The organism is Micromonospora sp. NPDC005707 (genome assembly GCF_040631005.1).
Lineage (GTDB): Bacteria > Actinomycetota > Actinomycetes > Mycobacteriales > Micromonosporaceae > Micromonospora.
The window spans coordinates 81,489-94,994 of sequence record NZ_JBEXYR010000006.1 but is presented as its reverse complement, the minus strand read 5'-3'; the positions used below and the strand labels follow the sequence as shown (position 1 = coordinate 94,994).

The 13,506-nt window shown below is 74.1% G+C and carries 13 protein-coding genes; 4 read left to right on the top strand and 9 right to left on the bottom strand.

The window, feature by feature from the left end; translation table 11 throughout:
• Nucleotides 1-16 precede the first annotated feature (16 nt).
• Both ABZ452_RS13360 and ABZ452_RS13355 read right to left on the bottom strand, forming a co-directional pair.
• Nucleotides 17-1,198, bottom strand: a complete 1,182-nt coding sequence (locus ABZ452_RS13360) for an acetoin utilization protein AcuC (protein WP_357942177.1) — start codon at nucleotides 1,196-1,198, stop codon at nucleotides 17-19.
• Nucleotides 1,199-1,261: 63 nt separating this feature from the next.
• Nucleotides 1,262-2,104 (bottom strand): sulfurtransferase, encoded by an 843-nt coding sequence (locus tag ABZ452_RS13355; protein ID WP_357942175.1) that lies wholly within the window; start codon nucleotides 2,102-2,104, stop codon nucleotides 1,262-1,264.
• A 98-nt stretch (nucleotides 2,105-2,202) separates the two neighbouring features.
• Here ABZ452_RS13355 and ABZ452_RS13350 point away from each other — a divergent pair, with 98 nt between their 5' ends.
• A complete protein-coding gene (locus tag ABZ452_RS13350) occupies nucleotides 2,203-2,889 on the top strand; it encodes a metal-dependent transcriptional regulator (RefSeq protein ID WP_357942173.1) in 687 nt (228 codons plus the stop codon).
• Nucleotides 2,890-2,911: 22 nt separating this feature from the next.
• On the opposite strand, the gene ABZ452_RS13345 is transcribed toward ABZ452_RS13350, so the two are convergent.
• The 4 genes from ABZ452_RS13345 to ABZ452_RS13330 all read right to left on the bottom strand — a co-directional run bounded on the left by ABZ452_RS13345 (nucleotide 2,912) and on the right by ABZ452_RS13330 (nucleotide 5,442).
• Nucleotides 2,912-3,460 (bottom strand): hypothetical protein, encoded by a 549-nt coding sequence (locus ABZ452_RS13345; RefSeq protein ID WP_357942171.1) that lies wholly within the window; start codon nucleotides 3,458-3,460, stop codon nucleotides 2,912-2,914.
• 87 nt (nucleotides 3,461-3,547) lie between these two features.
• Nucleotides 3,548-3,790, bottom strand: a complete 243-nt coding sequence (locus ABZ452_RS13340) for a DUF5522 domain-containing protein (protein ID WP_357942169.1) — start codon at nucleotides 3,788-3,790, stop codon at nucleotides 3,548-3,550.
• A gap of 36 nt (nucleotides 3,791-3,826) precedes the next feature.
• Nucleotides 3,827-4,804, bottom strand: a complete 978-nt coding sequence (locus ABZ452_RS13335; RefSeq protein WP_357942167.1) for an asparaginase — start codon at nucleotides 4,802-4,804, stop codon at nucleotides 3,827-3,829.
• Entirely contained in the window at nucleotides 4,801-5,442 is a 642-nt protein-coding gene (locus ABZ452_RS13330) for a class I SAM-dependent methyltransferase (protein ID WP_357942164.1), read from the bottom strand. The genes ABZ452_RS13335 and ABZ452_RS13330 overlap by 4 nt, the downstream gene beginning before the upstream one ends.
• Before the next feature lie 180 nt (nucleotides 5,443-5,622).
• Here ABZ452_RS13330 and ABZ452_RS13325 point away from each other — a divergent pair, with 180 nt between their 5' ends.
• The 3 genes from ABZ452_RS13325 to ABZ452_RS13315 all read left to right on the top strand — a co-directional run bounded on the left by ABZ452_RS13325 (nucleotide 5,623) and on the right by ABZ452_RS13315 (nucleotide 8,579).
• On the top strand, nucleotides 5,623-6,879 hold the full coding sequence (locus ABZ452_RS13325; RefSeq protein ID WP_357942161.1) for an MFS transporter: 1,257 nt from the start codon (nucleotides 5,623-5,625) through the stop codon (nucleotides 6,877-6,879).
• A gap of 96 nt (nucleotides 6,880-6,975) precedes the next feature.
• Complete coding sequence (locus ABZ452_RS13320; RefSeq protein ID WP_357942159.1) at nucleotides 6,976-7,317, top strand: YciI family protein; 342 nt, start codon at nucleotides 6,976-6,978, stop codon at nucleotides 7,315-7,317.
• A gap of 65 nt (nucleotides 7,318-7,382) precedes the next feature.
• A complete protein-coding gene (locus ABZ452_RS13315) occupies nucleotides 7,383-8,579 on the top strand; it encodes a DUF6596 domain-containing protein (protein WP_357942808.1) in 1,197 nt (398 codons plus the stop codon).
• A gap of 62 nt (nucleotides 8,580-8,641) precedes the next feature.
• On the opposite strand, the gene ABZ452_RS13310 is transcribed toward ABZ452_RS13315, so the two are convergent.
• The 3 genes from ABZ452_RS13310 to ABZ452_RS13300 form a co-directional block, all read right to left on the bottom strand.
• Nucleotides 8,642-9,367 carry a nucleotidyltransferase domain-containing protein gene (locus ABZ452_RS13310; RefSeq protein WP_357942157.1) on the bottom strand — a complete coding sequence of 242 codons (726 nt, stop codon included), beginning with the start codon at nucleotides 9,365-9,367 and terminating at the stop codon, nucleotides 8,642-8,644.
• Nucleotides 9,368-9,541: 174 nt separating this feature from the next.
• The gene (locus ABZ452_RS13305; protein WP_357942155.1) at nucleotides 9,542-10,489 is read right to left on the bottom strand and encodes a DUF2332 domain-containing protein; all 948 of its coding nucleotides are present in this window, start codon (nucleotides 10,487-10,489) and stop codon (nucleotides 9,542-9,544) included.
• 111 nt (nucleotides 10,490-10,600) lie between these two features.
• Entirely contained in the window at nucleotides 10,601-13,498 is a 2,898-nt protein-coding gene (locus ABZ452_RS13300) for a vitamin B12-dependent ribonucleotide reductase (protein WP_357942153.1), read from the bottom strand.
• Nucleotides 13,499-13,506: the final 8 nt, after the last annotated feature.

Below are 13,506 nucleotides of genomic sequence, written 5' to 3'. Positions count from 1 at the left end.
CTCCCCCACCGCCGGATCAGTCGCGCGGGTCGTGCGGGTCGAGCCCGTGCAGCGGGAAGACCGCCTTGCGGGTCGCCGCGATGGCCCGGTCCACGGCGGTCGGCTCGCCGCTCGGCTGCCACGGCTCGTACGACGGGTCGACGTCGTCGGTCATCCGCAGCGGGATCTCGTGCCCGGGCCGCCGTCGCGCCGCCAGCTCCCGCCAGCCCGGCGGGGTGAGGGTGGCCGGGTCCAGCGGCTCACCGGTGGCCACCGCGAGCAGGTGCGTCCAGGCCCGCGGCACGACCTCGACCAGCGCGTACCCGCCGCCGCCGGTGGCCACCCAGCGGCCGTCGCAGAGCTCGTCGGCGAGCGCGCGCAGCGCCCGGTAGGTGGCCCGCTGCCCGTCGACGGACAGGTGCAGGTCGGCGAGGGGATCCAGCCGGTGCCCGTCCGCCCCGCACTGGCTGACGAGCACCTGCGGCCGGAACCGCCGCAGCACCGACGGCACGATCGCGTGGAACGCCCGCTGCCAGCCCGGGTCGCCGACCCCCGGCGGCAGCGGCACGTTGACCGCCGACCCCTCCGCGCCCGGGCCGCCCGTCTCGTCGGGGAACCCGGTGCCGGGGAAGAGGGCGAGCGGCGTCTCGTGCAGGCTGACCGTGAGCACCCGCGGGTCCCGGTAGAAGATCTCCTGCACCCCGTCGCCGTGGTGCACGTCCACGTCCACGTACGCGATGCGCTCCGCGCCCAGGTCGAGCAGGCGGGCGATGGCCACCGCCGGGTCGTTGTAGACGCAGAACCCGGAGGCCCGGGCCGGCATGGCGTGGTGCAGCCCGCCGGCCACGTTGACCGCCCGCCGGGCCTCGCCCCGCCAGACCGCCTCGGCGGCGGCCACGCTCGCCCCGGCGATCAGGGCGCTCGACTCGTGCATGCCGTCGAAGACGGGGTTGTCCGAGGTGCCGAGGCCGAAGCCGGCGAAGAGCGGGTCGCGGGGCGCGGCCCGCACGGCCTCCAGGTAGCGCGGGTCGTGCACCCGGGTCAGCAGCGCGTCGTCGGCCGGCTCCGGCTTCACGAGCCGGACCCCGGGCCGGTCCAGCACCCCCAGCTCGCGGGCGAGCGCCATGGTCAGCTCGACCCGCACCGGGTCGAGGGGATGGTCACCCATGTCGTACCCGAGCAGGGCCTCGTCCCACACCACCACCGTGTCGTCGGCCATGGGGCCATCGTCGCACGCGGGCCGGGGCCGGCCCATCGCACGCACGGCGCAGCGGCCGGGTGTCTACCCGGTGGCGACCGGACGGTCCGGGTCGGCCACCCAGTTGCTCCACGAGCCGACGTACAGGGCGGCGTCCGGGCGACCGGCCAGGTGCAGCGCCAGGACCGCCTGGGCGGCGGTCACCCCCGAGCCGCAGTACGCGCCGACCGGCGTGCCCTCGGCCACCCCGGCGGCCGCGAACCGCTCGCGCAGCGCGTCGGCGGCGGGGAAGCGCCCCTCGGTGACGTACTCCGGGGCGGGCAGGTTGACCGCGCCCGGGATGTGCCCGGCGACCGGGTCGACGGGCTCGGTCTCGCCCCGGTAGCGCGGGGCGGCCCGCACGTCGAGCAGCACCCCGGCGTCGGCGGCGGCCAGCCGGGCGGCCTCCCCCGCGTCCAGCACCGGCAGCTCGCCGGGGGTGACCGTGACGTCCCCGGGCGCGGGCGCCGGGGCCTCGGTCGAGACCGGTCCACCGGCCGCGATCCAGGCCGGGAAGCCGCCGTGCAGCACCCGGACCGCGCGGTGGCCGGCCCAGCGCAGGGTCCACCAGGCGCGGGCGGCCGACATGCCGTCGCCGCCGTCGTACACCACGACGGAACGGCCCGCTCGGACGCCCGCGGCGCGCAGCGCGGCCTGGAGCGCGGCGGGGTCGGGCAGCGGGTGCCGGCCGGCGGCGCCCGGCCGGCCGCAGAGGTCGGTGTCCAGGTCGACGAAGACCGCGCCGGGCAGGTGACCGGCCTGGTAGTCCTCCCGGGCGGGCGGCCCGGCGAGCCGCCAGCGGACGTCCAGGAGGGTGGGCGGATCGGCGCGATCGAGCTCGGCGGCGAGCCGCTCGGGCTCGACGAGGAGGTCTTCGGTTCCGGACATGCGGTCCAGTCAACACCATCCGGGCAGCGACCTCCCGGTTCGGCGTCCGTGGATCGTCGGGGGTCCGGGGTAGCATCGAACGCCGGGAGGCCGCTGACGTGAAGCATGACCTGGTCGATACGACCGAGATGTACCTGCGCACCATCCTCGAGCTGGAAGAGGAGGGGGTGCCGCCGCTGCGTGCCCGCATCGCGGAGCGGTTGAAGCAGAGCGGTCCCACCGTCAGCCAGACCGTGGCCCGGATGGAGCGCGACGGCCTGCTCACCGTCGAGGGCGACCGCCACCTGATGCTCACGGCGCTGGGCCGCACCTCGGCCGTTTCGGTCATGCGCAAGCACCGGCTCGCCGAGCTGCTGCTCGTGAACGTGATCGGGATGCCCTACGAGGAGGCCCACGAGGAGGCCTGCCGGTGGGAGCACGTGATGAGCGACGCGGTGGAGAAGCGGGTCTACGACCTGCTCAACCGGCCGAGCCGCTCCCCCTACGGCAACCCGATCCCGGGCCTGGAGGAGCTGGGCGACCCGGGCCTGCCCGAGGCCGAGACCGCGGAGGGCGAGCGCAACCTGGCCTTCCCGGGCCTGTCCGGGCCGGTCGTGGTGCGGCGGATCTGCGAGAGCGTGCAGACCGACGCCGACGTCCTCCGGCAACTGCACGCGGCGGGCGTCGACCCGGGCGCGACCGTGACCGTGGCCCAGGAACGCGACGGCGTCTCCATCGACCGCTCCGGCGACCGGGTCCGGCTGCCCCGCGAGGTGGCCTCACGGGTGTTCGTCGCGGCCCGCTGACCCGCCCGGTCCCGCCCGGCGGTCAGAGCTGCCGGGTGTCGATCACCTTGGCGAGGGCGACCAGCCTGCCGGTCACCTTGTCGGCCTCGGCCGTGGCGGTGCCGCGCGGGCTGGTCCACCGCAGCGTGGCCAGCCGCCCCTCGCCCGCGAGCCAGCCCACCTCCGCCACCGGGCCGTTCTTCGCGGTCTTCGGCAGCGTGTGCCGGTAGGCGACCTTTCCGAGCTTGGTGACCTTCTTGGCGCCCCGGGGCAGCACGTCGAGGGTGAAGGTCGACGTGTCGATCGACGTGTCGGTCACCGTGAGGGTCAGCTCGGGCAGCACGGCCTGCTCGGCCCGGACCACGCACGTGTGCGTGTCGCCCTTGTCCATGGCGGCGGCCACGTCGAACGTGCCGCCCGTGTGCTTGGCGATCACCGCGAAGTCGAGCAGCCGGCACGCCCCGCCCGACGAGGCGGCGGACTCCTCGACCGCCTTCGGCTCCGCCGCCGGCACCGCCACCGGCGTGGCCTCCTTCGCGCAACCGACCGTCAGCAGTACGGCCGAAGCGGCCAGCCAGATCCGGGCGCGCACGTGGAGACCTCCGCAGTCGTCGGCGGGGGCCGCCCGCCGGGATGTCCGTCGGACACCGTACGGGCTGCCCGCCGGGGACGGAAGTCCTCAATCGTCCACATACGGACAGTGCCGGCATCCTCGCCCGCAGCACGTGCCACGGCGAGCAAGGAAACCGGCGCTGAGCACGAACAGTCCGGTCGCCGGATCCAGGTAGCCGGCCTCCCCGGCGGCCAGGGCGGCGGTGTGCGCGGCCAGGATCCGCTCCCGGTCCGGGTGGTCGGTCGACAGCCGCGACGGGTGCGGCTCGGTCAACGGCCGGTCCGCCAGCGGTCGTCGCTCTCCGGTCACCGCGCGAGTCTACGGAGCCCGCCCCGGGGCGCCGGCTCAGCCGTGCCGGGTGAACGCCTCGGCGACCGCCGCCCGGTCCGCGCCGCCGGCCAGCAGCAGCCGCAGCAGCACCTTGGCCTTGTACGGGTCGAGCAGCCCGCCGCAGACCAGCCCCCGCCGTCGCAGGTCGGTCTCCGAGCCGACCGCGCCGTAGGTGCTCCGCAGCACCGAACCGGCCCCGGTCCGGGAGGCGAGCACCACCGGCATGCGCGCCGCCAGCTCGCCCAGCACCGGGGCGAGGTCCGGCGGCACATGCCCCACCCCGAAGCCGGCCACCACCAGCCCGTCCAGGCCCGGGGCGAGCGCGTCGAGCAGCGCCGGGTCGTCGTCGAGGGTGACGGTGTGCAGCGCCACCCGGGTGGCGGCCAGCCGGTCGCGGTCCACCGCCGGCAGCGGGGCGTGCCGGGGCGGGCGGGTGAGCAGGCGTACCTCGCCCTCGATGACGTGCCCGAGCGGCCCGGCGTTCGGCGAGGCGAAGGTGGCCGTGCTGGTGCTGTGGGTCTTGCGGGCGAAGCGGGCGGCGTGGATCTCGTCGTTGAACGCCACCAGCACCCCGAGGTCCCGTGCGGCCGGCGCGGCGGCTACCCGGGCGGCGGCGAGCAGGTTGGCCGGGCCGTCCGGGCCGGCCAGGGTGGGGTTGCGCATCGCGCCGGTGAACACCAGCGGCTCCGGGTGCGGCCAGACCAGGTCGGCCAGGAACGCGGTCTCCTCCAGGGTGTCGGTGCCCTGGGTCACCACCACGCCGGTCGCGCCGTCGGCGACGGCCGCGCCGGCCGCGTCCACCAGGTCCAGGATCTGCCCGTACGCCAGCGCGGCGCTGGGCACCGCCTCGACGTCCCGCACGTCGAGCGGGATGTCGGCGAGCCCGGGCACGGCGGCCGTGAGGTCGGCGCCGGTGAGCCGGCTGACCACTCCCTGCGCTCGTGTGCCGGCCATGGCGATCGTGCCGCCGAGGGTGAAGAGCGCGACGGTCACCCGTCGGCCCTCCGGGCGAGCAGGAACGCCTGCGGCCCCCGGTCGAGTTCCTCCGCCTCGCGGAGCAGCGTGGCGTGCACGGTGAACCCGGCGGCCGTGAGCTGCTCGGCGAGCCGGTCCGCCGGCAGCCAGTACACGTCGTAGGAGACCGTGTGGCCGTACGCCTGCTCCAGCCGGATCCGCTGGTCGCCGGCCTTCACGGCGACCAGCAGGTGGCCGCCCGGGGCGAGCACCCGGTGGAACTCGGCGAACACCCCGGGCAGCAGGTCCGGCGGCAGGTGGATGATCGAGTACCAGGCGACGAGGCCGGCCAGCGCCGCGTCGGGGGTGGCCAGCGCGGTCATCGAGCCGACCTCGAAGCGCAGCTCCGGATAGTTCCGGCGGGCCACCTCCACCATGCCCGGGGAGAGATCGACCCCGGAGATGTCGAGCCCGAGGGCGCGGAGGTGGGCGGTGACCCGGCCGGTCCCGCAGCCCGCCTCCAGCACCGGGCGGCCGGGGCCGACCAGCTCGGCGAACGCGGCCAGCATCCCCCGGTCGAGCGGGCCCTCCACCACCTCGGGGATCAGCCGGGCATAGTCCACGGCGACCGTGTCGTAGGCGGCGCGCGTCTCGGTGAGCCAGGTCGGTTCGATCATGAAAGCCGACCCTAGTCGCCGGCCGGCTCCGCGTCCGCCCGCCCCGCCCGGGGAACGCCTCCGCGCTGGCACCGCCGCCGTGGCCGCCGGCCCGGGCCGGAAAAGGCCGCGCCCGGCGGCGGGCCGGCGGGATACCGTGCCGGGTCGCACATCCGCGACCTCGACGGACAGGCCCGAGCGGTGACCCAGCAACTGACACCCCCGACGACCGGAACCCGCAGCTCGCTGTGGCGGAGCCGGAACTTCCTGCTGCTGTGGAGCGGCCAGACGGTCAGCGAGGTGGGCACCCGCGTCTCCGGAGTGGCGGTGCCGCTGCTCGCCGCGGACGTGCTCGACGCCACCGTCTTCCAGATCTCCCTGCTCACCGTCCTGGCCTGGCTGCCGTACCTGATCTTCTCGCTGCCGGCCGGGATGCTGGCCGACCGGGTCGATCAGCGGCGGCTGATGGTCGCCTGCGACCTGGGCCGCGCGGCACTGCTGCTGTCGGTGCCGGTGGTCGCCCTGGTCGGCCATCTCACGCTGGCCTTCCTGTACGCGGTGGTCGGGCTCGCCGGCGTGCTGACCGTGGCGTTCACGGTGGCGTACCGGAGCCTGCTGCCCGCCCTCGTCGCGCCGGAGCAGCTGACCTCGGCCAACGCGCGCCTCGAAGTGAGCGAGAACCTGGCCCACCTGGCCGGGCCGAGCGCGGGCGGCGTGCTCGTCGGGTTGCTCGGCGCGGCCCGGACCTTCGTCGCCGACGCGGCCAGCTTCCTGGCCAGCGCGGTCACGCTGCTGCTGGTGCGGCACCGCCCGGCGCCCCGCGCCGGGGGCCGGGTGCCGGTCCGGGCGGCGCTGACCGAGGGGCTCGGTTTCATCCGCCGGCAGCGGATCCTCGCCCTGGTGCTCGCCTGCACCGCCACCTCGAACTTCTTCGTCATGGCCACCCGGGCCATCGAGGTGCCCTACCTGCTGCGGGTGCTGCACGCCGGGCCGGCCACCATCGGGCTGCTGTTCAGCCTGGGTTCGGTGGGCGGGCTGCTGGCGGGCGTGCTGGCCGGTCGGGTGACCGCCCTGCTCGGCGGCGCCCGGACCATCTGGGTGTCGATGGCCGTGCCGGGCCCGCTCTACCTGCTCATGCCGCTGGCCCGGCCGGGCTGGGGTGCCCTGCTCTACGCGGTCGGCACGGCCGCGTTCGCGGCCAACGCGGTGCTGTTCAACGTGGCCGCCATGTCCTACCGGCAGCGGGTCACCCCGGCCCGGCTGCTCGGCCGGGTCAACGCCGCGTTCCTCTGGATCTGCTACGGCGCGATCCCGCTCGGCGCCCTGCTCGGCGGCGCCCTCGGCACCCGGCTCGGGCTGCGCCCGGCGCTGCTGGTCTGCGTGCTCGGTATGTGGAGCGCGGCGCTGTTCGTGGTCTTTTCGCCGCTGCGCCGGATGCGGGACTTCGCGACGTCCTGAAAAGAGGCAGGATTTTTCCCGGGCCGCTGTCGATTCCGGCCGCGCCCGTCCGTCGGTGAGGCGGAAGAGGGAAACGACAACCCCAAGGAGAGACCCATGGCCCAGTACGCAGTCCTCGTCTACTCGCCCGCGCCGGCCGACCCGATGGACCTGGCCCCGGACTACGTGGCCCTGCTGGAGCGGTACGGCGACCACGTCACCGAGCTGGGCGGGCAGATCCTCACGGGGTTCGCGCTCCAGCCGAGCACCACCGCCACGGCGATCCGCGGCGACGTGGTCACCGACGGCCCGTTCATCGAGGCCAAGGAGGTCGTCGCCGGGTTCTTCATCCTGGAGGCGCCCGACCTGGACGTGGCCCTGAAGATCGCCAAGCTGAACCCGGCGACCATCGACGGCGGCGTCGAGGTCCGGCCGCTCTTCCAGCCGCCGGCCGAGTGAGCGACGCCGCAACGGTCGCCGCCGAACGCGCGGTGGCGGACGCGCACCGTCGCGAGTGGGCCTTCGTGCTCGCCGCGACGGCGCGCGTCGCCGGCGACCTCGACGTGGCCGAGGAGTGCGTGCAGGACGCCTACCTGGCCGCGCTGGCCGCGTGGGCGCGGGACGGCGTACCCGACAAGCCGGGCGCCTGGCTGACCGCCACGGCGAAGCGCAAGGCGCTCGACGTGCTGCGCCGGGAGAAGGTGTTCCGGTCGAAGATGCCCCTGCTCGTCGAGCCGGCGGAGGCCGAGATGGCGGAGGAGCCCGGCGCGGACGCCGTCCCCGACGACCGGCTGCGGCTGGTCTTCACCTGCTGCCACCCGGCGCTCGCCCGGGAGGCCCAGGTTGCGCTGACCCTGCGCCTGGTCTGCGGGGTGGCCACCGGTGACATCGCCCGCGCGTTCCTGGTCACCGAGACGACCATGGCGGCCCGGGTGACCCGGGCCAAGAAGAAGATCGCCGCCGCCCGGATCCCGTACCGGGTGCCGGGGGCCGCCGAGCTGCCCGAACGGCTCGACGCGGTGCTCACCGTGATCCACCTGCTCTTCACCACCGGGCACACCGCGCCGACCGGGGCCGACCTGGTCCGCGCCGACCTGGTCGACCGGGCGGTGCACCTGACCCGGATGCTGCTCGCCCTGATGCCCGACGAGCCGGAGGTCCGTGGCCTGCTGGCCCTGCTGCTGCTCACCGACGCCCGCCGGGCCACCCGCACCGACGGTTCCGGGCGGCTGCTGCGGCTGGAGGACCAGGACCGCTCGGCCTGGGACCGGGCCGCCATCGCCGAGGGCAACCACCTCGTCCTGGGCGCGTTCCGCACCGGCCGGGTGGGCCGGTACGCCCTCCAGGCCGCCATCGCCTCGCTGCACGCGATCGCTCCCAGTTACGCCGCCACCGACTGGCCCCAGGTCGTCCGCCTCTACGACGAGCTGCTCAAGCGCTGGTCGTCCCCAGTCGTGGCGCTGAACCGGGCCGTCGCGGTGTCCATGGTCGACGGACCGGCCGCGGCCCTGGCCGAGGTCGACGCCCTGGCCGCCGACCCCCACCTGGCCGGCTACCACTACCTGCCGGCGATCCGCGCCGACCTGCTCCGCCGCCTGGACCGCGATGCCGAGGCGGCGGACGCCTACCGGGCGGCGCTGGCCCTGGTCGACAACGAGGCAGAACGCGCCTTCCTCACCGCCCGCCTGACCTCGGTCACCGAGGTCCCCCGGTCGCGTTGATCATGAAGTTATCGCCCGCCGCGTCGGCGTGTCGGGGCGATAACTTCATGATCAACGCAGCATCAGATCGCCGAGCGGTGGGCCCGGCGGACTGTGCGGCGGGCGTCTCGCCAGGCGATCAGGGCCGTGCGGAGCCGGGGCGAGGTGACCCGCTCTCCCCTGCGCCGGGCCGCCAGCTGACCGATCAGCCAGGCCGGGGCGTGGGCCGCCTCGACCGCCGCGGTCTTGGTGAGCAGGTCGCCGTGGTGGAGCGCGTGCCGGCCGCGGGCCATCGAGGTGAGGCCCAGGTCGGCGAGGGCGGGATCCAGCCACAGCCACGGGCGCCGCGCGGCCCAGGCCCAGTAGCCGGTGAGCTCGGCGCGGGCGGCGGCCCGCACGTCGTCGTCGCTCATCGGCGGGATGACCTCGCCCGGTGGGCGGCCGAAGACCGCGTACCCGTGCCGGGCCAGCTCGGCCCGGTTGATGCCGGACAGGATGCGCTGGACGAGCTGGCCGTGGGTCCACGTCGGATGCCGCAGGTGGACGTCGGGGATGGTGGCGGTGTCGACGTAGACGCAGCCCAGGTGCAGGCCCGCGCCCGCGCCCGCGTCGAGCCGGCGGTGCACGGCGGACAGGGTGGCCTGCCGTGCGTCGTCGACCCGGCCGTCGGTCAGGGCGACCAGGTCGAGGTCGCTGACCGTGGGGAGGTAGTCGCCGGTCGCCAGCGATCCCGCGACCAGCAGGTCGGTGACCCAACCGAGCGCCGCGAGTTCACCGGCGAACTCGTCGACGACCGGCAGCCTCACCATGACCTCTCTCCCCTCAACCGCTACCAACATGATGACGTGGGTGACTGACTCCGGCCGGCCCCCCAGCGGCGCGGGGTGATTCACCTACGACATCACGTTCGTAGGCGCCGAGCAGCAGGCGACCGGCCGGCGCGTGCGTCCGCGCACGCCTGTCGAGCTGACGTCCGCAACGACTCAGCGGGGCCGCCCACCGAACCAGGTGATGCCCTGGCCGTGGCCACGGGTCCAGGCCAGCGGCGTCCCGTCCAGCGCCAGCACGTTGTGGAAACCGCCGGGCGGTTGCTCGGGCAGCGCGGGATACCGCAGCACGTCGGGGTCCTCGTTGGCGATCCAGTGCCCGGGCAGCCCGCGCACGACCTCGGCGAACGCCTCCCGCCGGGGCGGCGGCACCTGGTACAGCACCGAGGTGTGGAAGACCACCAGGGTCGCGTCGGGCGGCGCCTGCGCGGCCAGCGCCGGCAGGTCGTCCACCAGGTCGCCCCGCACCAGCCGTGGCGGCTCGGCCGCGGCGACGGCCGCCGCGGCCCGCAACCGCGCCCGGCGGTGCCCGTGCTCCGGCCAGATGAGCGCGTCCAGCCATGCCACGTCGGCCGGGTCGGTCACGTCGAGCGGGTTGAGGTCCAGGCCGGCCCGCCACACCACCTCGGGCCGGCGGGCCGGCGGCGCCGTCCCGCCGATCGCGCAGTCGAGGACCGGCTCACCGCTGCCGAGCCGGCGGTCGCCGTAGCGGTACGCGTACCTGTCGGGGTAGAGATTCAGGCCCGCGGAGGCGCCGACCTCCAGCAGGGCGAGCGGCTGGGGCAGCGACGCCAGCACCGGCAGGAGTACGGCACACCGGCCCGGCTCGTTCGTCTGCGTGGCCCGGACCCGCATCTCCGCCTCGACGGCCGGCCAGTTCGCCAGCGCGTACCCGCGGAAGGCGGCCGGATCCGTGACCGGGCCGCCGAGCAGCCGGACCACGGCGAAGAGCAGATTCGGCTGACGCTTGGCCGGCGGCAGGGTGTCGAGCCGGGCCAGCAGCTCGTCGTCGCGGGCGACCGCCTCCGACAGCCGCTCGTACGCGGGTGACACCCCGCGCGCCTCCCTGGCGGCGAAGGTGGCGTAGCGGTCCGCAGTGGTCATGACCCGAGCATCCCAGCGGGACGCCCCGACGGGCGACGTGAGCTTCGTCCCGTCGGTCAGACGCCGCGAGCGCGGCAGGGAATCCCTGCCGCGCTCGCGAGCGGTCGTGCGTCAGCTGCAGCCGCTGGTGGAGCCGCAGCCCTCGCAGACGTAGCAGCTGCCGGCCGGCCGCATCTTCGTGCCGCAGGTGAAGCAGAGCGGCGCGTCCGCGGCCTTGCCGATCACGGCCTCCAGCAGCTCGGTGCTGGAGCCCACCGACGGCGCCGGCTTGACGGCGGCCACCTCGGCCACCTCCTGCGCCGGCTGGGCCACCGGGGCGATCTTCGGCTCGGGCGCTTCGACCGGGGCGGAGGCGGCCATCGCGGTGAGGTCCGCACCGCTCGCCTCCGCCTCCGCCTCGGCCGCGAGCTGGGCGGCCCGCTCCTTGGCCGTGAAGATGCCCAGCTCCGCGCGGCGCTCGTACGGCAGGAAGTCCAGGGCCAGGCGACGGAAGATGTAGTCCATCACCGAGGCCGCCATCCGCACGTCCGGGTCGTCGGTCATGCCGGCCGGCTCGAAGCGCATGTTGGTGAACTTGCTGACGTACGTCTCCAGCGGGACGCCGTACTGGAGACCGATGGAGATGGCCACCGAGAAGGCGTCCATCACGCCGGCCAGGGTCGAGCCCTGCTTCGACATCTTGAGGAAGACCTCGCCGAGGCCGTCGTCCGGGTAGGACGACGCGGTGAGGTAGCCCTCCGCGCCGCCGACCGAGAACGAGATGGTCTCCGACGGGCGCTTCTTCGGCAGCCGCTTGCGCACCGGCCGGTACTCGACGACCTTCTCCACGACCTTCTCGACCTCGGCGGCCGGAGCCTGGGTCTCGGTGGCGGTCTTGTTGGACTTGGCCACCGAGAGCGGCTGGCCGACCTTGCAGTTGTCCCGGTAGATCGCCAGCGCCTTGAGGCCGAGCTTCCAGCCCTCGAAGTAGATCTTCTCGACGTCCTCGACGGTGGCCTGCTCGGGCATGTTGACCGTCTTGGAGATCGCGCCGGAGACGAACGGCTGGATCGCCGCCATCATCCGCACGTGACCCATCGGCGCGATGGACCGCTCGCCCATGGCGCAGTCGAAGACCGGGTAGTGCTCCGGCTTGAGGCCGGGGGCGTCCACCACGTGGCCGTGGTCGGCGATGTGCTCGACGATCGCCTCGACCTGCTCCTCGGGGTAGCCGAGGCTGCGCAGGGCGCGCGGCACGGTCTGGTTGACGATCTGCATCGAGCCGCCGCCGACCAGCTTCTTGAACTTGACCAGCGCCAGGTCCGGCTCCACGCCGGTCGTGTCGCAGTCCATCATGAAGCCGATGGTGCCGGTCGGCGCGAGGACGCTGGCCTGCGAGTTGCGCCAGCCGTTCTTGTCACCGATCTTGTTGCCGAGCGTCCACTGCCTGGTGGCCTCGCGCTGGACGGCGGTGGCCACCGTGCCGGTCGGCTTGATGGCGTCGTTGGCGGCGGCGTGCTTGCGCATGACCCGCTTGTGCGGCTCCGCGTTGCGGGCGTAGCCGTCGTACGGGCCGACGACGCCGGCCAGCTCGGCCGAGCGGCGGTAGGCGGTGCCGGTCATCAGCGAGGTGATCGCCGCGGCGACCTCCCGGCCCTGCTCCGAGTCGTACGGCAGGCCGGAGGCCATCAGCAGCGCGCCGAGGTTGGCGTAGCCGATGCCGAGCTGCCGGTAGGCGCGGCTGGTCTCACCGATCTTCTCGGTCGGGAAGTCGGCGAAGCAGATCGAGATGTCCATGGCGGTGATGACGAACTCGACCGACTTGACGAACTTCTCCACCTCGAAGCCGCCGTCGGCGCGCATGAACTTCATGAGGTTCAGCGAGGCCAGGTTGCACGAGGAGTTGTCCAGGTGCAGGTATTCCGAGCACGGGTTCGACGCGGTGATCCGCCCGGTCTCCGGGCAGGTGTGCCAGTCGTTGATGGTGTCGTCGTACTGCAGGCCGGGGTCGGCGCACTCCCAGGCCGCCTGGGAGATGCCGCGGAACAGCTTCTTGGCGTCGATCGTCTCGATGACCTGGCCGTCGAGCCGGCCGCGCAGGTCGAAGCCGCCGCCGTTCTCCACCGCGGTCATGAACTCGTCGGAGACCCGGACCGAGTTGTTGGCGTTCTGGTACTGCACGCTGACGATGTCGGCGCCGCCCAGATCCATGTCGAAGCCGGCGTCCCGCAGCGCGCGGATCTTGTCCTCCTCGCGCGCCTTGGTGACCACGAACTCCTGGATGTCCGGGTGGTCCACGTCGAGGATGACCATCTTGGCCGCCCGCCGGGTGGCGCCACCGGACTTGATGGTGCCGGCGGAGGCGTCCGCGCCGCGCATGAAGCTGACCGGGCCGGAGGCGTTGCCGCCGGAGGACAGCAGCTCGCGGGAGGAGCGGATCCGGGACAGGTTGACGCCGGAGCCGGAGCCGCCCTTGAAGATCAGCCCCTCCTCCTTGTACCAGTCGAGGATGGAGTCCATCGAGTCGTCGACGGCCAGGATGAAGCAGGCGCTGACCTGCTGCGGCGACGGCGTGCCGACGTTGAACCAGACCGGCGAGTTGAAGCTGAACACCTGGTGCAGCAGCATCCAGGTCAGCTCGTGCGCGAACACCTCGGCGTCGGCCGGGGTGGCGAAGTAGCCGTACTCCTCACCGGCCGTGCGGTAGGTGCCGACCACCCGGTCGATCAGCTGCTTGAGCGACCACTCCCGCTCCGGGGTCCCCACCGCTCCCCGGAAGTACTTGGTGGTCACGATGTTGGCCGCGTTGACCGACCAGGACTCGGGGAACTCCACCCCGCGCTGCTCGAAGTTGATCGAGCCGTCCCGCCAGTTCGTCATCACGACGTCGCGGCGCTCCCAGGTGACCTCGTCGTAGGGATGCACCCCCTCGGTCGTCCAGACGCGCTCGATCTTCAGCCCGGCCCCGGCCTTGTTCCGTGACTTGCTGGTCGTCACGCCCTCGCCCCCCTCGTCAGCGCGGTCACCCACCGCGCGTC